Source organism: Bradyrhizobium sp. U531 (genome assembly GCF_051710265.1).
In the GTDB taxonomy this organism is placed as follows: Bacteria; Pseudomonadota; Alphaproteobacteria; order Rhizobiales; family Xanthobacteraceae; genus Bradyrhizobium.
The window spans coordinates 138584-156739 of sequence record NZ_JASVEN010000005.1 but is presented as its reverse complement, the minus strand read 5'-3'; the positions used below and the strand labels follow the sequence as shown (position 1 = coordinate 156739).

Below are 18156 nucleotides of genomic sequence, written 5' to 3'. Positions count from 1 at the left end.
GGCGGTGCGCTTACGCCGCGGCCGGCCCGAACCATCGCGTCAGCGCTTCCTCAAGACCGTGCGGGCTCTCGTCTCCCACCCAGGCCACATGCCCGTCAGGCCGCACCAGTACGGCGCCTGGCGCGGCCACGCGCCCGATGACCGGAAGCTCCCATGGGCCGCCGTAGCTGGCGTTAACGACGTCGATGCGGTCCCGCCATGGCGCCGCGTCGATTTCGTCGTGCTTGTCGAAGTTGAGCAGTATGCCGCGCGCGCCATGCAGCAGCGTGAACAGGTTTTGCTGTCGTCCGTCGACCGTCAGATCGAGATCGGGCATGCGCCGGCCGAGCAGCTTGTGGCCTTCGCCGAGATCGTAAGCGATGTCGAGCCCGCTCATCATCGCGCCGAAACGCTGCCGCGGCTCCTCCATGGCGAGCAACTCCGAGACGACGTCGCGCGCGGCCTTGAGGCTGTCGTCGCCGCGGCGGAGCAGGGCGATCTGCGCCATGGTGTTGTTCAGCACGCGCGCAGCCACTGGATGGCGCTCGGCGTGGTAGCTGTCGAGCAGGCTGTCGGGCGAGCGGCCCTTGACCACCTGCGCCAGCTTCCAGCCGAGATTGACGGCGTCCTGCACGCCCAAATTGAGGCCTTGTCCGCCGACGGGGTGATGGATATGCGCGGCATCGCCGGCGAGCAGCACACGGCCCTTGCGATAGGACGCAGCCAGCCGCGCCGCATCCGTGAAGCGGGAGATCCAGACCGGGTTCTCGACACCGAAGTCGGTGCCATAGACCGTGACGAGGGCCTCGCTGAGATCGCTCAAGGTCGGCTCGCCGGTGCGCGCGAGCGTTGCTTCGGTCAGGACCGCCAGCACGCGGCCGTTCTCGGTTTTGCTGAGGCCGTGAAAGCCGAGCGCATCGTGACGCAGGCCCAACTGCGGCGTCTCGCTCATCTCGACCTCGGCCATGAGATTGCTCAGCGTCGGATCGGAGCCCGGGAATTCGATGCCGGAGATCTTGCGCACCGCGCTGCGGCCGCCGTCGCAGCCGACCAGATATCTGGCGCGCAAGCGCTCAACGCCGGACAGCGTCACCTCGACGCCGGTCTCGTCCTGCGCAAGGCCCGTGACCTCGCGATTGCGATAGAAGGGGACCGCGAGCTCCGTGGCCCAGTCGGCCAGGATGCGCTCGATGTGGTTCTGTCGCATCGCAAGCCCGTAAGGGTGCCGCGTGGGGAGATCGCTGATGTCGAGCCGGGTCCAGGCGAAGCCCGCGAGCTGGACGATCTTGCCCTCGCGCAGGAAGCGGTCGGCGACGCCGCGCTGATCGAGGATCTCGATGCTGCGCGCATGCAGGCCGCCGGCGCGCGTCTCGACGATGGTCTGGTCGGCGCGTCGCTCGACCACGGCCACGTCGACATCGGCGAGCGCGAGCTCGGCGGCCAGCATCAGACCGGTCGGCCCGCCGCCGGCGATCACGACGGCGTGGTCGGTCAGCGTCTCGACCGCAGCGTCAGCGCCTTGGGCACGGCGGTGTGAGCGGGACGTCGGAAGCAGGACAGGCATGTTGACCCCTCGGTGGTTGCTTTGGATGTTCGCTGGGTCGGGGGTTCTACGGCAGGGGTGGGGACTTGAAGCAAGCCCGTTGCGCACCTCATATAGAGCTGGGAGGAGGGGCTTTCTCTTTCCGCGATGCCTTCGTTGACTCGTCGGGCAAAACACCGGCATATTGGCATCATCGACAAAGTTGAGTTCAGCCCGCGCGGATGCCGTCCGCCGCGGGTTTTTTATTGGGCCTGCCGGTCAATGAATGCCCGTGGTTCGCTGCAAGGCTTCGGCCAGTTCCTCGAACGAGAACGGCTTCCTGATCATCGGCAGGCCGCCGCGCCGGGGCTCGCGACCCGACAATTGCAGCATTTTCAGCTCCGGGCGAGTGCGCCGCGCCAGCTCGGCCAGTTCATGGCCATCCATGCCGGGCATGTTGATGTCAGTGATGAGGACCGAGATGTCGCGGTGCTGCTTCAGCCGTTCCAGTGCATCCGAGCCGCTATGGGCGGAGATAACCTGGCAGCCGAGATCCTCCAGCATGCCCACGATCACGTCGAGGACGGCGGGATCGTCGTCAACAACCAGGACTGTGTGGCTCATCGCACCAACGTTCCTTCCAACGAAGGAATCAACGCAGCCCTCGCCGGTTAAGTTCCGGCACGCCTAATCGTCCTTCGACAAATCGCCGGGCCCGGTGGGAAGGTCGATGGTGCCGCCGTCGCCGTGCACGAGGTCGCGACCGCTGACTTCGGTTTCGCCGGCATCTTCAACAATTGCCTCCTGCATGCGACGCTCTTGGTCGGTGCGCGGCTTGCTATCGCCGGGTGATGTCTCTCGATCTGTTTCGCGATACGTCTTGGGTGTCATGGCGGTCCTCCAGATCGACCAACTTCGCTCGGGCGCGTTCGTTCGTTTGACACGTCGGGCAAAACTCTGGCAGAGTGGCATCATCGAAAGAAGTTTGGTTCAGCCCGCGCGGAACAGGGATCCGCAGCGGGCATTTTCATGTCCGCTTGTTTGGCGACAATGTTGCGCCATACCGGGTTTGACACGTCGGGCAAAACACCGGCAGAATGACATCATCGAGACGAGTTTGGTTCACCCGCACGGACATCATCCGCTGCGGGTTTTTTCGTCTCGATTTCAGAATCGGACGGTGGCCGCGCATCCGGCCACGCACTCGACGTAACGTTCATGGAGCGCCGATCGGCGCGCCGCCGTCCGAACCATTGCTGGCCGTGCACGCGCGAACGTGCCGGCGCGCGGCGCTGGGGCCGATTGCCCGCGCCGCTGCGGTCTCCGGAAGATTCGGAGATAGGGTTCGCGCCCGAAACGATCGCGCTTCGCTTGTCGCGATCTGCCGCGCATTTCTTTTCTCGTGGAGGGAATGATGACCGCCTATCTGATATCACTCGCGCTCGCGGGTCTTGTCGCCATCGTGCTGTGGGAGACGTTGTCGTGAGCGAAGACGTCGAACACGGGCTCGCCGGCGAGCCGTCGCCGCCGCCGGCGGCGAAGACAAAGTCCAGGACGCGCACGCCGATCGAAATTCGCGCGCTGGCCCGCGGCCACACCAGGACGGCCCTGAAGGTGCTGATCGGCATCATGCGCAACGACAGTGCGACGCCGGCCGTGCGCCTCTCGGCGGCCAACGCCGTCCTCGATCGCGGCTGGGGCAAGTCGGCGCAACCGATCGAGAGCGGCGAAGAGGGTGTGGAGACGGTCCACCGAGTCGAGCGCATCATCGTGCGCCCGAAGGATGGCGTCGGCGGGGGAGGAGAGGGACGAGAGGGCGAATGATAGAACCTCACCAGAGGCAGCAATGGCATCTTTCATGAGGTCCGCATCGATTTGATCGGTTGGCTATATTCTCTCCGGTCGTCTATTTCTCGCCCCTCGTCGTTATCCTCATCGCGGTACTTGCAAACATCGCGTTTATATCCCGCGTTGGCTTATGGAGCACGGTGGTTCTGGCTTGCATCATCCTCGATTGGGCCGGGATCTCCGCGCTTTTCTTTGCTCTCTCTTAAATCCACGCGTTAGTTGACCTGAACAATTCATACCAACCAAGGAGATTGAGAAACCACCATGACCGACAAGCTGCCGTCCTATAGCCGAGACAATCTGGCCTTGGTTGGAGAGATGACCTCTCAGATCGCTGCTGCGGCAGCCAGGTATGGCGTGCCAGCCGAAGCGATCGCCGGAGCTTTGGCTCAAGAGCAATTTGACCAGAAGGACTCCCTGGAGAATTACGGGCGGATGGTTCTCTCTGCGGCCGACGCACAAGGCCGCGGTCTCTTCTTTCGGTGGTCCTAATTCTTGCTCTGCTTGCTGGTCCGGCGCTGCCCCGCATAGGCGCGCTGCACGTGGTCGCTGCAATAGGACAGCTTTCGGCCGTCGCCGGTGAAGTGTCCGTTGTTGATGATCCAGAGGATGACGGTCTTGTCGTCGATCTTCTTGAACATCAGGTTCTTGCGGTCCTGAATGGTGTCCGGGTCCTGCACGCTGACGGCGTCGGGGCCTGGAGCCGATTGCAACGTGCAGTCGGCGTCGATCCTGACGGTGTCGGGAAGCTGAACCTGCGTATTCCTGATCTGGCAGATATTCGAGGCCGTCGTGATCGACTTCCTGGCGAATGCAACGACCGTGTCACTGAATTTTGCGCAACGTTCCTCAAAATCAGCAGCTCCCGCGGCGTAGACGCCATCCTGCGGATGAGCGCTCTTGAGAGTGAGTTCCACTTCGGCCTTCTGTTTTGCTTCCACCTTGGCTCTCAGCGTGGCCTCGGCTAGCGCGCGCTGCGTCTCCAGAGGGCAATAGGCTGCACGCCAGGGAGGGGCCTTGAACTTCCCGTTCAGGCTTTTCTGGACAGAGATTGTCGCGTCATCAATCCGCTTGACGAACATGACTTCGTTGAATTGCCTGCTCGCCCAGTTGGGATCGCGCGGGTTGAGGTTCTGCGCCAGATTGTAATCGTCGCAGACCATTTCAACCCTCAGCGAGCCCGGGCCTAGATCGGTGATTTTCTTGAAATCGCAGACCCATTCGGAGCCGCTGACCGACTTTGCGCCGATCGTCATGTCGTTGCCTTCGTCGCAGTTCGACTCGAAATTCTTGCCGGGTTCGGCATAGGCACCGTCCTTCGGACGCCATTTGTCGAATGCCGGCGCGGGGCGCTCTTGTGCGATCGCAACAGAGGCAAATGCGGTTAGCATCAGCGCCAGCATCGCATGATCGAGAATTCCGAGGACCGGTAACGTTCTCACTCGAGTCTACGCGTCGAGCAGATTGAAAGGTCACGCTGTGCGTGTCCTGCGGGCAATGTAGGTAGACAATTATCAATGGTTGAGCAAGTCGGCCGAAGTCACACCATCGCAAGTGGGGGCGAGCGCGCTGGCTTGCCTTGAATCACGGACGGCGCTCTGCCGGAATCCTTTTGAGCGAGCGTAGCCATTGTCCATCCTGAAAATTCCGACGGCCAAGATCTTCGAGCCGCTGCTGAAACCTGCGCGCTACAAGGGCGTCTATGGTGGACGCGGCTCGGGAAAATCGCATTTCTTCGGCGAGCTCCTGGTCGAGACCTGCCAGGCCGAGCGCGGCACGCTCGCGGTCTGCATCCGCGAGGCGCAGCGCACGCTGGCGCAATCCTCCAAGCGTCTGATCGAAGGCAAGATCGCGAGCCTTCGCCTCGGCCACGGCTTCAAGCTGTTCAGCGACAAGATCGAGACGCCCGGCGACGGGCTCATCATCTTCCGCGGGCTTCAGTATGATGCCGGAAAATACCGGCTGATGATGAAAGCGAAGGAGGTCGTGGCGGTAAAACCAATGCCGCCGGTGCAGAGACCGGGTATGGCGTCGGGCCGAGGGGAGCGTAGCCAGCATGATTTGCGGACGCTGAACGCCCGGCTTTCGAGCACAGGCGATCTCAAGGACGCGGTTGCGCTTTATCGTGCGAAGTCGGCCGCTCGGTCATAAGATACGTATCGTGGAGCCTTCGCTCACGACACGACAGCTCTGCCTTGTCGGGCCAAGAATAGAGACTTATGCGCACGGGATAGAGACGCATGCCATTTAGACTTGTTTTAGCCCTTGTGATTGTCGCGACAGGCCTTCTTCTGCCGCTCGACGCGTTTGCCGGTGATTACACCGTTTCCTACGCCTTCGACGGCACGACGAGAGCGGATGTCGCCGCCGGCGTAACGAGCGCACTCAGCGAGAAGGGGACCACGAAAGAATGCCAGTATGGCAGGCGTTGCATGATCGAGCTGACGAAATCGGATTTGACGATATCGTTCAGTGTTGAGCGTTCGGCCTACCACGATGTGGTCGTCTTTGCCGATGGCGGCCGTAGCCGTAGCGCCGGCTGCTGCTATTTTTCGGGCGGCGATCGCCGGGCCGAAAAGAGGCTTACCGAGCCATTGCTTCGCCTGTGGATTTACGAAGGGCAAGAACGCAAGAGAAACGAATACGTCGAGAACATTCCTTTGGGCCTCCTGTATTTGCAGTTCTCGGACTTGAAATAGTTTTGCGTCCGGGCGCAACCGCTAGCCCGTTTTTCATCCCTATTCGCCAGCAGGATCATCCTGCGATCTTTCGTTGATCGCGGGACGATTCTGCCTGCTTCAACAGGGGGGCATCATGGCTACCAGAAATCTCTATGGCGAACCGATGTCATCGGACCGTATCGCGGAGAATTTCGCGCTCTATGGGTTGAAGAAGCGCGTGGCGGCGCTCGAGCGGTTCGACGCTGGGCTCGGCGGCGCTATCGATTCCAGCCCGCATGCCTTGCGAAAGCGCGTTCAGCTCGTCGATTTGCGCCGACGCGAGTGGCTTCAGTAGGAAAGTTCCCACCGCACGGAACGAGCAGTTACGGAATGCAATGCGACCTTGCATCTTCGGAATGCCTGAGGACCCGGCAGCCGGATGGCTGCCGGGTCCTTTTTGCGTTTTGGGCCAATGCAAGCCAGGCACTTGCGAAGTTGGCGGCGCCGGGCTTTAAGTTTGTTGTTGCAGGAATTCGGCAGCCATAAGCCGATGTAAGGGAGCACCTCGATGCCCAACAAGCCCCAATTGCCGGAACGTTCGTCGCGCGCGACGGAGGGACCGACTGCGCTCGATGGTCTGTTGGTGATCGATTTCACGCGCGTCGTCGCCGGCCCGGCCTGCACACAGACCCTGGCCGATTTTGGCGCGCACGTCATCAAGATCGAGAATCCCGACGGCGGTGACGATACCCGCGCGTATGAGCATGCCGAGATCGGCGGCGAGAGCGCCGCCTATCTCAGCTTGAACCGCAACAAGCGCGGCATTGCGCTTGACCTTTCCGTGCCAGAGGCCCGCGAGATCGCGCTTGACCTGATTCGCAAGGCGGATGTTGTCGTGGAGAATTTCTCGAGCGGGGTCATGAAGAAGTTCGGGCTGGACTATGAGGCGGTCGCGCCGCTCAATCCACGGCTGGTTTATTGCTCGATCTCGGCCTATGGCCGCTCCGGACCGTTCGCATCGCGCCCCGGCTTCGACCCCATCACGCAGGCCGAGAGTGGCTTCATGTCGCTCAACGGATTTGCCGATGGCCCGGCGGTTCGTACCGGCCCTCCCATTGTGGATATGGCGACGGGGATGTCTGCTTGTAACGCCATACTGCTGGCGCTGCTCGCGCGGGACCGGCTCGGCCGCGGGCAACATGTCGAGGTCGCTCTATTCGACGTCGCGATGGGGATGACCGGCTTCTATGGCATGGCCTATCTCATCAACGGCGAGAACCCCGGCCGGTTCGGCAATTCACCCAGCGGGTCTCCTACCGTCGGCGTCTACGAGGCCTCGGACGGGCCGCTCTATATGGCCTGTGCGAATGATCGGCTCTATCGCCGGCTCGTGGTCGAGGTGCTGAAGCGGCCAGATCTCATCACTGATCCGCAGTTCGCCACGCGCAAGGCCCGTTCCGAGAACAAGGAGCTCCTGCGCACAGCCATTGCGGAGGTCTTTGCCAGCGATACCCTCGAGAACTGGATGACGAAGATGAAGCTGGCCAAAATTCCGGTCGGCTATCTCCGGACGGTGGAGGAGGGGTTCAACGCGCCCGAAGCCCGCGAACGCCATCGCTTGAACCGAATTCCGCATCGTACGGCGGAATGGGTGCCCAACATCGAGCCGCCGATTACCATGAGCCTGACCGGCGCCATCGATCCCGTCGCAGCCCCGCTGCTGGGGGAGCATACCGAGGACGTCTTGCGCGATATGCTTGGCTACGACGAGCATCGGCTCACGGAATTGATCGGGAAGGGAGTCTTCGGCGCGGGCAAACCCGCGACTGGCTAGTCCCGCGCCGTCGGTCCCACCGCACCCGGCTTCGTCAGCGTTCGAAGCTATCCCGCCGCGTTGGCTTGATTTGGTGACGGGGCGGCCGCATAAATATGCGAAAGCGAGGGACACGAATGGCGCCTGGTCGAAAGCCGAGCATGGGGCAGCCCGCCGGGACGGAAGCCGGCGAACGCGCCTATGCGACGATGATCGCGAAGGCTCGGGCTCTCGTGCCGCGACTTCGCGAGCGGGCGGCGCGAACGGAGGAGATGCGACACCTCCCCCCAGAGACCGAGAAGGATCTCCACGACGGAGGCCTGTTCCGAATGCTCCAGCCGGCACGGCTTGGTGGCGCCGAGCTTGATTACGTCGCCCTCGTCGATTGCGCCGAGCTGCTTGGACAAGCGGACGCATCGGTGGCCTGGAATCTCGCTAATCTGGCAAGCCATCACTGGATGCTCGGCATGTTCGAGCAGAAGGCGCAGGACCTGGTCTGGGACCGTGATCCGGATGCGCTGATCGCCTCCTCGTTCATCTTTCCGGCCGGGCGCGCTACGCGGGTGGAGGGCGGATACCAGCTGCGCGGCAGCTGGCCGTTCTCCTCCGGCGTCGCCTCGTGTGAATGGAATATGCTGGCAAGCGTCGTCTACTCCGATGACGAGGCGGACGGCATCGAGTATCGGATCTTTCTGTTGCCCAAAGGCGATTACAAGGTGCTGGACACCTGGAACGTCGCGGGATTGCGGGGGACGGGGTCTTGCGACGTGGAAGTGCGGGAAGCCTTCGTGGCCGACCATATGACGGTTGCTGTCGGCGACCTCTCCGGCGGCGCGACGCCGGGAAGCAAGGTCAATCCAAACCCACTGTATGCGCTGCCTGTATTCTCCTTGTTTCCATACGTTCTCTCGGGCGTCGCCCTGGGAAATGCGCAGGCGTGCCTCGACGATTATACCGAGGTCGCGCGTCACCGGATTTCGACCTACAACCGTGCCAAGCTGAGCGACTTTCAAAGCACTCAAATCAAGATCGCGGAGGCTTCCGCGAAGATCGATGCAGCACGCCTGATCATGCGGTCGGCGTGCCTCGATGCCATGGAAGATGCGCGGCGCGGGCACATTCCTGATATGGCGACCAAGACCCGTTATCGGCGCGACGGATCTTTCTCGGTAAATTTGTGTACGGACGCGGTCTCGATGCTGTTTGCCGCGAGCGGCGCGCGCGGCCTGTTCACGACCGGCGTGTTGCAGCGGCAGTTCCGCGATGCCCATGCCATCAACTCGCATCTGGCATTCAACTTCGATGCGGCGGGGACCAACTATGGACGCGTGGCGCTTGGCTTGCCGTCCGAAAATCTCACTTTGTGAGGCCGGCTGATGAATGATCTGCCGCAGCAGCCGGCCGGCCCCGATCCAGCCAATGAGTTCGCGAGCGACAGCTCGACGATCGATCCACGCGACTTTCGCAACGCGCTCGGAACCTATGCAACGGGCGTAACGATCATCACGGCCGCGGCGCCTGACGGCAAGCCTTACGGCCTGACCTGCAATTCGTTTGCCTCCGTCTCGCTGAATCCTCCGCTGGTGCTGTGGAGCCTCGTCGTCTATTCCTCGAGCCTGACCATCTTTCAGAACGCCAGCCATTTCACGGTCAACGTGCTTGGCGCATCGCAGCAGGCTCTTGCGAGCAAATTCGCCAAGTCATCCGACGACAAGTTCACCGGCGTGGATTGGACGCCGGGCCTCGGCAAGGCGCCAGTGATTGCAGGGAGCGTTGCCAACTTTCAATGCCGGTCCGTGAACCGCTATTACGGCGGCGACCACGTGATCTTTCTCGGCGCGGTCGAGGCCTATACCTACAGCACGACGGAGCCGCTGCTCTTCGCACGGGGCGCGTTCGGTCGATTTCTCGCGGACGATGAGCGCAAGACATCACCTTAACCGGGCGCGCTCGGCCGCTTAGCGGCTTTCTGCTGAAAGCTTGTAGATCTCCAGCGCGTCGGCTTCGGCGCCGCGCGCAGCCTTGGCCAACCTGAAGAGTTGTCCTGCAAGCGAGGCCATCGGCACCGGCGTCGAATTTGCCTGCGCGACGTCGGCAACCGTGTCGAGATCCTTGAGCATCGTGGCAATGTGTCCGAGCGGCGGCGAGTGTATGCCTTGCACCATCCGCGGCACGAAGAGCTGAAGCGGAATGGAGTCAGCGAAGCCGCCGGCGAGCGCTTCGGGCAGGCGACCGGCATCGATTCCGGCGTTGACGGCAAGGCGCGTGGCTTCCGCGAGCACGGCCATTGCGCAGCCGACGATGACCTGATTGCACAGCTTTGTGGTCTGACCGGCGCCGATTGGGCCCATGTGCGTAAATCTCCGCGCCATGGCCAGCACGTAGGGCCGGACCCGCTCGATATCGGCGGCTTCTCCGCCGGCCATGATTGCAAGCGTGCCTTCTTCGGCTCCCTTCGTCCCGCCGGAAACCGGTGCATCGATCCAACCGGCACCATTGGCCTCTTTCAGCCGCTTTGCCAGCTCGCGCGCTGCATCGGGATGGATCGACGAAAAATCGACGACGAGCTTGCCCGCGCCGGGCGCTGCTGCGAGGCCCTCCGGCCCGAAGATGACCTCCTCGACGGCCGCGGCATCCGTCACGCACATGAAGACAATATTGGAGTTCGCGATCGCGTCGCGAGGTGAGACCGCGCGTTTGGCACCGGCTGCGACAAGCGGAGCGAGCTTGCCCTCCGAGCGGTTCCAGACGCTGACCTGATAACCGCCCGCGAGCAGGCGCCGGGTCATCGGCGCTCCCATCAGCCCGAGTCCGATATAGCCGAGCTTCTCGGCGCTTTGCGGGTTTGCCTTGCTCGCATCAGCCATAGGTTGCCTCCTTCTGTCGCAGCGCAAACGCCGGCTTACCATACATTGCAGCTCCGCCAACGAAACCGTCGGGCCGGCATGGCTTGCCTGATTGTTTGAACCATGAAACATTTGAGGCGGTCGGGTTGGGTGGCGCCGGTCGGCGCCGGAGCAGCGGAGTGGGCACGATGCGAACCGTTTCGAAGTGGATCCTGGCTTTGGGGGCGGCGGTGGCCGTGAGCGCGGGGACGGGCCCGTCATGGGCACAGCAGACGATCCGCGTCGGCTGGACCATCCCGGCCGAGGAATCCAAGTACTGGATGATGCGCCGCCCGACTGAATTTCCCAACATCGGCAAGGCCTACAATATTGAATGGACCCAATTCCAGGGCACCGCGCCGATGACGCAGGCCCTGGCTGCTGGCGCGCTCGACTGTGCGACGCAGGCACCGCTGTCGCTCGCCAACGGTGTGGTTGGCGGCAATCTCAAAGCCTACATCGTGGCGCAGCACGTGTTCGAGAAGCCCGGCGGTTTCTCGGTCTATTGGGCCGTCAAAGATGACTCGCCCATCAAGACAATCGCCGATCTCAAAGGCAAGACGATCGGTATTTCCGTGATCGGCGGTGGCACGCAAGGTCCGTTCAACCTGCTTCTGAAGCAGAATGGTGTCGATCCGGCCAAGGATATCAAGCTGGTCGAGGTTGGCTTTGCCGTCTCCGAGGACGCGCTGCGCCAGGGCCGGGTCGATGCGGTCAACATGAACCAGCCATTTGCCGCGCGCGCCGAAGCCAAGGGCGGCACGCGGAAGCTGTTCTCACTGTCGGAAGCCATGCCGAACATCGTACATATCCTGGAAGCCTGCCGTGCCGATTTCGTCGACAAGAACCCCGAAGTGGTGAAGGCCTATGTCCGCGATATTACGTCCGGCATGAAGAAGGCGCTGGCGAACCGCGAGGAGACTCTCAAGGTCGTCAATGAAGTGCTGAAGGCGCCCATTCCGGTGCTGGAAACCTACCTGCTCAAGGACAACGATTTTGGCCGGGATCCAGGCGCGGCGCCGAACTTTGCGGCGATCCAGAAGATGCTGGACATCTATGCCGAGACCGGAATGCTGCCGAAACTGGATGTCGCGCAGTTCAAACATCCGACGATCGTTGCTCCACTGCAATAGGCTGTCCGGCGAGCGATCTGCCGAGGATCTCGGCGTCCCGGCTCATCCGGGACGAGGCACGAAGAAGATGCACGCATGAAGAAGTTGCGATCACGAGTGACGACTGACGGCCTGGACCGGGCCCCGCACCGGGCATTCATGCGTGCCATGGGGCTCGACGACGCCGCGATCGCGAAGCCGATGGTGGGCATCGTCAGCATGAAGGGCGAGCAGACGCCCTGCAACATGACCCACGACTTCCAGGTCGCTGCGGCAAAAACCGGAATCGAGGAAGCCGGCGGCACACCGCGCGAATTCTCGACCATTTCGGTTTCCGACGGCATCAGCATGAACCACGAGGGAATGAAGTTCTCGCTGTTCTCGCGTGAACTGATCGCCGACTCGATCGAGGCTGTCGTCCATGGTCTGGCCTATGACGCGCTGATCGGATACGGCGGATGCGACAAGACGCTTCCCGGCGTGATGATGGGCATGGTTCGTTGCAACGTGCCGTCCATCTTCATCTATGGTGGCAGCGCGCTGCCGGGGCGTGTGGACGGGCGTACGCTGACAGTGCTCGATTCCTATGAGGCCGTCGGCAGCTTCATGACCGGCGAGATCGACGGCGCGACGCTTGAGAGAATCGAACGCGCCTGCCTGCCGACGATCGGTGCCTGCGCCGGCCAGTTCACCGCGAACACCATGGGCATGGTCTCGGAGGCGATGGGGCTGACCATTCCCAACGTCTCGATGGTGCCCGGGGTCTATGCCGAACGCGCGCAGATTTCGCGGCGCGCCGGCCGGCTGATCATGGAGATGCTGGAACGTGGCGGACCGCTGCCGCGCGACATCGTGACGCGTAAATCCCTCGAGAATGGCGCGGCGATCGTGGCCGCGACCGGAGGCTCGACCAACGCCGCGCTGCATCTTCCGGCGATCGCGAACGAGGCCGGCATTGCGTTCACGATCGATGACGTAGGTGAAGTCTTTGCAAGGACTCCCTTGATCGGAAACCTGCGGCCGGGTGGCAAATACACGGCGAAGGATGTCTACGATATCGGCGGCGCTGCTGTGATCATTCGAGAGTTGATCGCGAGCGGGCATATCGATGGTAGCTGCATCACCATCACGGGCCGCACGCTTGCTGAAGAATACGGCGCGGCCAACGCGCCGGATGGTGAGGTGGTCTACGCGTCTGGCGCGCCGATCATGCCTGACGGCGGCGTGGCGGTGCTGAAGGGAAATCTCTGTCCTGATGGCGCGGTGATCAAGGTCGCCGGCCTGAAAAGCCAGTTCTTCGAAGGCGTGGCCCGTGTCTTCGAGGACGAGGAGGCTTGCGTCAAGGCGGTTCGCGACCGCAGCTACAAGGCCGGCGAAGTCCTCGTGATCCGTAATGAGGGGCCGGTCGGCGGTCCCGGCATGCGCGAGATGCTCGGTGTCACCGCGCTGATCTACGGACAGGGCATGGGCGAAAAAGTGGCGCTGATCACGGACGGCCGGTTCTCCGGCGCCACGCGCGGCATGTGCATCGGCTATGTCGCTCCCGAAGCATTTGTCGGTGGTCCGCTGGCGCTCGTTCGTGATGGTGACAGGATCAGGATCGATGCGGCAAATCGGCGGATGGATCTGCTGCTCGATGAGCAGGAACTCGCCGCGCGGCGGCGCGATTGGAAACAGCGTCCGCCGCGTCACCGCGCAGGTGCTCTTGCAAAATATGCGCGACTGGTCGGGCAGGCGCCCGGTGGAGCCGTGACACATGAAGGCCCGGCGGAATGGCCGTGGTTCGAATGACGCATTGCGCAGCTGCGGAAATGTTCGCCTGTCTGGCAGGGTTCTTGCTAAGCCCGTGCGACACAGTGAGGCGAGCGACGGAATGACGGCAGTACCTGCGAGATCGAGCGAATGGGTGAGACCGGTGACATCACAACAGCCGGCTTCTGCAATCATCGAGATTGACCACGTCTCGCAGGTCTTTCAGACCTCGGCGCGCAAGGATCACTTGGCGCTCTCGGACATCTCTCTGACGATCGAGGAGGGAGCCTTCGTCTCCATCCTTGGCCCGTCCGGCTGCGGCAAGTCGACACTGCTCTATATCGTCGGCGGCTTTGTCAGCCCGACCAGCGGCGCCGCGACAATGAAAGGGCAGGCCATCACGGGGCCCGGTCCCGACCGTGGCCCGGTGTTCCAGGAATTTGCGCTGTTCCCCTGGAAGACCGTGCTCGGTAACGTGATGTACGGCCCGCGCCAGCAAGGCGTTCGCGCGGCTGAGGCGGAGGCCCAGAGCCGGGTGTTGATCGAGATGGTCGGGCTCAAGGGCTACGAGAATTTCTATCCGAAGGAGCTGTCGGGCGGCATGAAGCAGCGCGTGGCGCTGGCGCGGACGCTTGCCTACCATCCCGAAGTCCTGTTGATGGACGAGCCGTTCGGCGCGCTCGACGCCCATACGCGGACCCGCCTGCAGAACGACCTGCTGAATATCTGGGAACGCGACCGCAAGACGGTGCTGTTCGTCACCCACTCCGTTGACGAGGCCGTGTTCCTCTCCGACAAGGTCGTGATGATGTCGAAATCTCCGGGCCGCATCCGGGAGGTGATCGACATCGATCTGCCGCGACCGCGCCGCCGCAACGAGCTGTTGCTCGACCCGCGCTATCAAAAGTACGTCGTCGATATCGAGCGCATGTTCGATGAAAGCGACGAAGCCGGGTCCGCCCTATGATGTCGCCGGTGGCCCTGGTCAGACGAACTGCGCCGGTGCTGGCCTGCATCGGGCTTCTCGCGGTATGGCAGGTTTCTTCCCTTGTGCTGAAGAACGACAGCTTCCCCACGGCGATCGAAGCGATCCGTGCGATCCCGGATATTCTCGGCGACAAGGAATCCCTCATCAACATTTTGGCTTCGCTTCGTCGCATGGCGCTCGGCTTTGGCGTCGCGGTGCTTGTCTCGATTCCGCTGGGCCTGTTGATGGGGCGTAGCCGGAGCGTCGCGGCGTTTTTCAATCCGCTGCTGATGGTGATCTATCCGGTGCCGAAGGCCGCCTTGATGCCAATCATCATGCTTTGGCTGGGAGTCGGCGACGTCACCAAGACATTGGTGATCTTCCTGGGCGTCAGTCTTCCCGTGATTTATCACAGCTTCGAGGGCGCCAGGGCCGTCGAAGAAAAGATGCTGTGGTCGGGCGCCGCGATGGGGCTGTCACCCGCCCAACGCCTGGTGCGGATCGTGCTGCCTGCGGCCCTGCCGGAAATCCTGACCGGATGCCGCACCGGGCTGGTGCTGGCGCTGATCACGATGATCACCAGCGAGATGATCGCCCGTCAGTCCGGCGCGGGGAATATCCTGTTCAATGCGCTGGACATGGGCCAGTATGACACGGTCTTTGCAATGATCATCATCGTGGGTGCGATGGGCATTTGCTTCGACGCGATTTTTGAGAAAGTTCGTGCCAGGCTCGTTCGCTGGTCCGAACCTCAATTCGACCTGCCGCTGAGCTTCTCGTGATGGCGCGCTTCGTGTCCTTAAACGTGTTTCTCGGGATTGCCCCAATCGCGCTGATCATCGCCCTGTGGCAAGGGCTGGTGTCTTTCGGCTTTGCGCCTGCGGTCTTGCTGCCGCCGCCGGGCTCCGTCTTCAGCCGACTGCTCCAGCAGCTCGTGACCTGGACGTTCCAACAGGAGATCGCGGCAACTCTCATCCGGCTGTTTGCCGGGTTTGCGATTGCGGTTGTGCTCGGTGTAAGCGTCGGCATCGCCGCCGCCGCCAGCCCCGCGATCAATGCCGTGGTGCGGCCGATCGTCCGTGTACTGGCACCACTGCCGAAGGTCGCGCTCTATCCGGCGCTGCTGCTGCTGCTCGGATTTGGCCACGGATCGAAGATCACCCTGGTGACCGCGGACGCGCTCTTTCCCATTCTGCTCTCGACCTATTACGGTGCCTCGACCGTCGAGCAGAAGCTGATCTGGTCGGCCATGGCGGCGGGAACGCCCCGCCGTGAAATCCTTTTCAAGGTCGTGCTGCCGGCAGCGATGCCTTCGATCCTGACCGGCTGCCGGATCGGACTTGTCATTTCCTGCATCGTGGTGTTTCTGGCCGAGATGATCACGTCGACTGACGGGTTGGGGCATGCGCTCGTGACTGCGGCGCGGACGTTTCAGGCCGTCGACATGTTCGTGCCGCTGATCACGATCTCGCTGTTGGGGTTGATCCTGAACGCTCTGCTGGGCGCGCTGCGGTCTTACCTCTTGCGGGGCTTCCCAGAAGCGTGATCTGAACGAAGAAGAACCAAGACCGGGAGTGAGCCATGTTGGCTGATCGCGTCGAGGCAAAATGGATCGACGCATTTTGCGAGATTTTTGAGCGGTGCGCCGTCAAGGCTGGAGATACCGCCGCAATCCTGTCGGAGACCCAGTCGCGCGCGTTGAACGTGCATCTGGCCGAGCTTGCGCTGCTGCGCATGGGCGCGCGGCCGTTTCACGTGGTGATGCCGACGCCGCGTAACCGGAATATTGTTCCGGTTCGGTCGACGGGGGCGAGTGAGGCGATCCAGAAGCTTGGTCCGGTCATCACCGCGCTTCAACAGGCCGGCTTTGTGGTGGATTGCACCATCGAGGGTCTGATGCATGCAGTGGAGACGCCCGAGATCCTGAAGGCCGGGGCGCGGATCCTGGTGATCTCCAACGAGCACCCTGAGGCGCTGGAACGGATGGTGCCGGATTCCGCGCTCGAGAAGCGCGTGCGCGCGGCGGCTAAGATGCTGCGCGGGACCAAACGGATGCGGGTGACCTCAAAGGCCGGCACGGCGCTGGACGTCGACATGGTCGGCGCGTCCACGGTCGGTGTGTGGGGTTGGACCGACAAGCCCGGCACGCTGGCGCATTGGCCGGGCGGCATCGTCGTCAGCTTCCCCAAGAGCGGGACCATCAACGGTACGCTGGTGATGGCACCGGGCGACATCAATCTGACCTTCAAGCGCTATCTGGCCTCGCCGGTGAAGATGACGCTGAAGGACGACTATGTCGTCGAGCTCAAGGGGGAGGGCACGGATGCAGCGATGATGCGTGCCTATCTCGCAGCCTGGGGAGATCGCGAGGCCTATGCGGTCTCTCATGTCGGCTTCGGCATGAACCCGGGCGCGCGCTATGAAGCGTTGTCCATGTACGATCAGCGCGACACCAACGGCACCGAAATTCGCGCCGTCTCCGGCAATTTCCTGTTCTCGACCGGCGCCAATGAATTCGCCGGCCGCTATACGGCAGGGCATTTCGATCTGCCGATGATGGGAACCACGATCGAGCTCGATGGCGTCGCGGTGGTGCGGGAAGGCGTGCTTCAGGACGTCTTCGGTTAACCGCCGTCGCGTACCGGCGGCCGAGCCAAGTCGAAGTGTCGGAGCAGGTCGACCATGGCCTGCAGCCGCTTCACGCGATACGCATCGACGTCCATCCCTGAGTAATCCAGGAAGCCGGCGCCGGTGCGAAGGCCGATCCGGCCCTCGTGCATGTTGCGGGAAATGACGTCGGGGGCACGATAGCGGTCGCTGCCAAGAGCGCCCTCGAGATAACGGCTGGCGTAGTAGAGGATATCGCCGCCGCCCCAATCGATGAACTCGAGGAGGCCGAGCACGGCATAGCGAAAGCCGAAGCCGTAGCGGATCGCCTTGTCGATCTCTTCCGCGCTGGCGACGCCTTCCTCGACCATGCGTGCAGCCTCGTTCATCGCCAGTGCCTGGATGCGCGGGACGATGAACCCGGGCGTCGCCGCGCAGACGACCGGCACCTTGCCGATGCCTTCGAGCAGAGCCTTGACCTCGGCGATGATGGCGGGATCGGTGGCTTTCCCGGGCGAAATCTCGACCAGCGGGATCATATAGGCCGGGTTGAGCCAGTGCACGTTGAGGAAGCGGCGCGGATTTTCGATCGCGCCTGAGAGATCGTCGACGAGGATGGTCGACGTCGTTGATGCGATGATCGTATTGGGGCCGACTTGCCTTGAAGCAGCTCCCAGCACTTCGCGCTTGAGCTCGACGACCTCGGGAACGCCCTCGAAGACTATCGCGGCTTCTGCCAGCGTTGCGCCGCTCTGGCTGGCCGGCACCACCGAGACCCGTGCGATCAGCGGATCAACGTCTGCCTCGGTCAGCAGGCCCAGCTTCGATAGGCTTGCAAAAGTCTTCCTGACTTCGCCGAGCGCGTCCGTCTCCAGCTTGTGGAAGTCGTCCGCGGAGCGCGCCTTGACGTCGATCATCGTGACCTGATGTCCGGCATAGGCAAACGCGACGGCGATGCCGCGCCCCATGCGGCCGGCCCCAAGACAGGCAATGTTTGCACGACGGGTCATC

At 62.6% G+C, this 18156-nt stretch carries 19 protein-coding genes and 1 pseudogene; 14 read left to right on the top strand and 6 right to left on the bottom strand.

Features of this window, described 5'->3' with window-relative positions; translation table 11 throughout:
- Positions 1–10 precede the first annotated feature (10 nt).
- The 3 genes from QRQ56_RS23230 to QRQ56_RS23220 form a co-directional block, all read right to left on the bottom strand.
- A complete protein-coding gene (locus tag QRQ56_RS23230; protein WP_438743247.1) occupies positions 11–1543 on the bottom strand; it encodes an FAD-dependent monooxygenase in 1533 nt (510 codons plus the stop codon).
- Positions 1544–1780: 237 nt separating this feature from the next.
- Complete coding sequence (locus QRQ56_RS23225; RefSeq protein ID WP_438743245.1) at positions 1781–2125, bottom strand: response regulator; 345 nt, start codon at positions 2123–2125, stop codon at positions 1781–1783.
- A 63-nt stretch (positions 2126–2188) separates the two neighbouring features.
- On the bottom strand, positions 2189–2392 hold the full coding sequence (locus QRQ56_RS23220) for a hypothetical protein (protein ID WP_438743243.1): 204 nt from the start codon (positions 2390–2392) through the stop codon (positions 2189–2191).
- 591 nt (positions 2393–2983) lie between these two features.
- On the opposite strand from QRQ56_RS23220, the gene QRQ56_RS23215 reads away from it, so the two are divergent.
- Positions 2984–3325: a hypothetical protein gene (locus QRQ56_RS23215; RefSeq protein WP_438743241.1), complete on the top strand. Its 342-nt coding sequence runs from the start codon at positions 2984–2986 to the stop codon at positions 3323–3325.
- Positions 3326–3613: 288 nt separating this feature from the next.
- Positions 3614–3841 carry a hypothetical protein gene (locus QRQ56_RS23210; RefSeq protein ID WP_438743239.1) on the top strand — a complete coding sequence of 76 codons (228 nt, stop codon included), beginning with the start codon at positions 3614–3616 and terminating at the stop codon, positions 3839–3841.
- Here QRQ56_RS23210 and QRQ56_RS23205 read toward each other — a convergent pair.
- Positions 3838–4791, bottom strand: coding sequence for a hypothetical protein (locus QRQ56_RS23205; RefSeq protein WP_438743237.1), 954 nt, complete (start codon positions 4789–4791; stop codon positions 3838–3840). The genes QRQ56_RS23210 and QRQ56_RS23205 overlap by 4 nt on opposite strands.
- A gap of 187 nt (positions 4792–4978) precedes the next feature.
- On the opposite strand from QRQ56_RS23205, the pseudogene QRQ56_RS23200 reads away from it, so the two are divergent.
- The 6 genes and pseudogenes from QRQ56_RS23200 to QRQ56_RS23175 form a co-directional block, all read left to right on the top strand.
- Positions 4979–5290: pseudogene (locus tag QRQ56_RS23200) on the top strand (phage terminase large subunit); the annotation flags it as partial.
- 299 nt (positions 5291–5589) lie between these two features.
- Entirely contained in the window at positions 5590–6048 is a 459-nt protein-coding gene (locus QRQ56_RS23195; RefSeq protein WP_438743235.1) for a hypothetical protein, read from the top strand.
- A gap of 115 nt (positions 6049–6163) precedes the next feature.
- Positions 6164–6364, top strand: a complete 201-nt coding sequence (locus QRQ56_RS23190; RefSeq protein ID WP_438743233.1) for a hypothetical protein — start codon at positions 6164–6166, stop codon at positions 6362–6364.
- A 213-nt stretch (positions 6365–6577) separates the two neighbouring features.
- Positions 6578–7843, top strand: coding sequence for a CaiB/BaiF CoA transferase family protein (locus QRQ56_RS23185; RefSeq protein ID WP_438743231.1), 1266 nt, complete (start codon positions 6578–6580; stop codon positions 7841–7843).
- 140 nt (positions 7844–7983) lie between these two features.
- Positions 7984–9189, top strand: a complete 1206-nt coding sequence (locus tag QRQ56_RS23180; protein ID WP_438743229.1) for an acyl-CoA dehydrogenase family protein — start codon at positions 7984–7986, stop codon at positions 9187–9189.
- A 9-nt stretch (positions 9190–9198) separates the two neighbouring features.
- Complete coding sequence (locus QRQ56_RS23175) at positions 9199–9762, top strand: flavin reductase family protein (protein ID WP_438743227.1); 564 nt, start codon at positions 9199–9201, stop codon at positions 9760–9762.
- Between the two features lie 18 nt (positions 9763–9780).
- Here QRQ56_RS23175 and QRQ56_RS23170 read toward each other — a convergent pair whose 3' ends face one another.
- Positions 9781–10689 (bottom strand): NAD(P)-dependent oxidoreductase, encoded by a 909-nt coding sequence (locus QRQ56_RS23170; RefSeq protein ID WP_438743727.1) that lies wholly within the window; start codon positions 10687–10689, stop codon positions 9781–9783.
- Between the two features lie 167 nt (positions 10690–10856).
- Between QRQ56_RS23170 and QRQ56_RS23165 the strand changes: the two genes are divergently transcribed.
- From QRQ56_RS23165 to QRQ56_RS23140, 6 genes are all read left to right on the top strand, one after another.
- Positions 10857–11840, top strand: a complete 984-nt coding sequence (locus QRQ56_RS23165) for an ABC transporter substrate-binding protein (RefSeq protein WP_438743225.1) — start codon at positions 10857–10859, stop codon at positions 11838–11840.
- A gap of 75 nt (positions 11841–11915) precedes the next feature.
- Positions 11916–13610, top strand: coding sequence for a dihydroxy-acid dehydratase (gene ilvD / locus QRQ56_RS23160; protein WP_438743223.1), 1695 nt, complete (start codon positions 11916–11918; stop codon positions 13608–13610).
- A gap of 82 nt (positions 13611–13692) precedes the next feature.
- The gene (locus QRQ56_RS23155) at positions 13693–14538 is read left to right on the top strand and encodes an ABC transporter ATP-binding protein (RefSeq protein ID WP_438743726.1); all 846 of its coding nucleotides are present in this window, start codon (positions 13693–13695) and stop codon (positions 14536–14538) included.
- Positions 14535–15320: an ABC transporter permease gene (locus QRQ56_RS23150; RefSeq protein ID WP_438743221.1), complete on the top strand. Its 786-nt coding sequence runs from the start codon at positions 14535–14537 to the stop codon at positions 15318–15320. The genes QRQ56_RS23155 and QRQ56_RS23150 overlap by 4 nt, the downstream gene beginning before the upstream one ends.
- Complete coding sequence (locus QRQ56_RS23145) at positions 15320–16084, top strand: ABC transporter permease (RefSeq protein ID WP_438743219.1); 765 nt, start codon at positions 15320–15322, stop codon at positions 16082–16084. The genes QRQ56_RS23150 and QRQ56_RS23145 overlap by 1 nt, the downstream gene beginning before the upstream one ends.
- Positions 16085–16119: 35 nt before the next feature.
- The gene (locus QRQ56_RS23140) at positions 16120–17166 is read left to right on the top strand and encodes a peptidase M29 (protein WP_438743217.1); all 1047 of its coding nucleotides are present in this window, start codon (positions 16120–16122) and stop codon (positions 17164–17166) included.
- Here the strand turns inward: QRQ56_RS23140 and QRQ56_RS23135 are convergent.
- The gene (locus tag QRQ56_RS23135; RefSeq protein ID WP_438743215.1) at positions 17163–18155 is read right to left on the bottom strand and encodes a 3-hydroxybutyryl-CoA dehydrogenase; all 993 of its coding nucleotides are present in this window, start codon (positions 18153–18155) and stop codon (positions 17163–17165) included. The genes QRQ56_RS23140 and QRQ56_RS23135 overlap by 4 nt on opposite strands.
- Position 18156: the final 1 nt, after the last annotated feature.

Bases quoted from the DNA above. Each gene is read 5' to 3' on its own strand.
- QRQ56_RS23230 (WP_438743247.1), bottom strand. From the start codon at position 1,543: ATGCCTGTCCTGCTTCCGACGTCCCGCTCACACCGCCGTGCCCAAGGC.
- QRQ56_RS23225 (WP_438743245.1), bottom strand. From the start codon at position 2,125: ATGAGCCACACAGTCCTGGTTGTTGACGACGATCCCGCCGTCCTCGAC.
- QRQ56_RS23220 (WP_438743243.1), bottom strand. From the start codon at position 2,392: ATGACACCCAAGACGTATCGCGAAACAGATCGAGAGACATCACCCGGC.
- QRQ56_RS23210 (WP_438743239.1), top strand. From the start codon at position 3,614: ATGACCGACAAGCTGCCGTCCTATAGCCGAGACAATCTGGCCTTGGTT.
- QRQ56_RS23195 (WP_438743235.1), top strand. From the start codon at position 5,590: ATGCCATTTAGACTTGTTTTAGCCCTTGTGATTGTCGCGACAGGCCTT.
- QRQ56_RS23190 (WP_438743233.1), top strand. From the start codon at position 6,164: ATGGCTACCAGAAATCTCTATGGCGAACCGATGTCATCGGACCGTATC.
- QRQ56_RS23185 (WP_438743231.1), top strand. From the start codon at position 6,578: ATGCCCAACAAGCCCCAATTGCCGGAACGTTCGTCGCGCGCGACGGAG.
- QRQ56_RS23180 (WP_438743229.1), top strand. From the start codon at position 7,984: ATGGGGCAGCCCGCCGGGACGGAAGCCGGCGAACGCGCCTATGCGACG.
- QRQ56_RS23175 (WP_438743227.1), top strand. From the start codon at position 9,199: ATGAATGATCTGCCGCAGCAGCCGGCCGGCCCCGATCCAGCCAATGAG.
- QRQ56_RS23170 (WP_438743727.1), bottom strand. From the start codon at position 10,689: ATGGCTGATGCGAGCAAGGCAAACCCGCAAAGCGCCGAGAAGCTCGGC.
- QRQ56_RS23165 (WP_438743225.1), top strand. From the start codon at position 10,857: ATGCGAACCGTTTCGAAGTGGATCCTGGCTTTGGGGGCGGCGGTGGCC.
- ilvD (WP_438743223.1), top strand. From the start codon at position 11,916: ATGAAGAAGTTGCGATCACGAGTGACGACTGACGGCCTGGACCGGGCC.
- QRQ56_RS23155 (WP_438743726.1), top strand. From the start codon at position 13,693: ATGACGGCAGTACCTGCGAGATCGAGCGAATGGGTGAGACCGGTGACA.
- QRQ56_RS23150 (WP_438743221.1), top strand. From the start codon at position 14,535: ATGATGTCGCCGGTGGCCCTGGTCAGACGAACTGCGCCGGTGCTGGCC.
- QRQ56_RS23145 (WP_438743219.1), top strand. From the start codon at position 15,320: ATGGCGCGCTTCGTGTCCTTAAACGTGTTTCTCGGGATTGCCCCAATC.
- QRQ56_RS23140 (WP_438743217.1), top strand. From the start codon at position 16,120: ATGTTGGCTGATCGCGTCGAGGCAAAATGGATCGACGCATTTTGCGAG.
- QRQ56_RS23135 (WP_438743215.1), bottom strand. From the start codon at position 18,155: ATGACCCGTCGTGCAAACATTGCCTGTCTTGGGGCCGGCCGCATGGGG.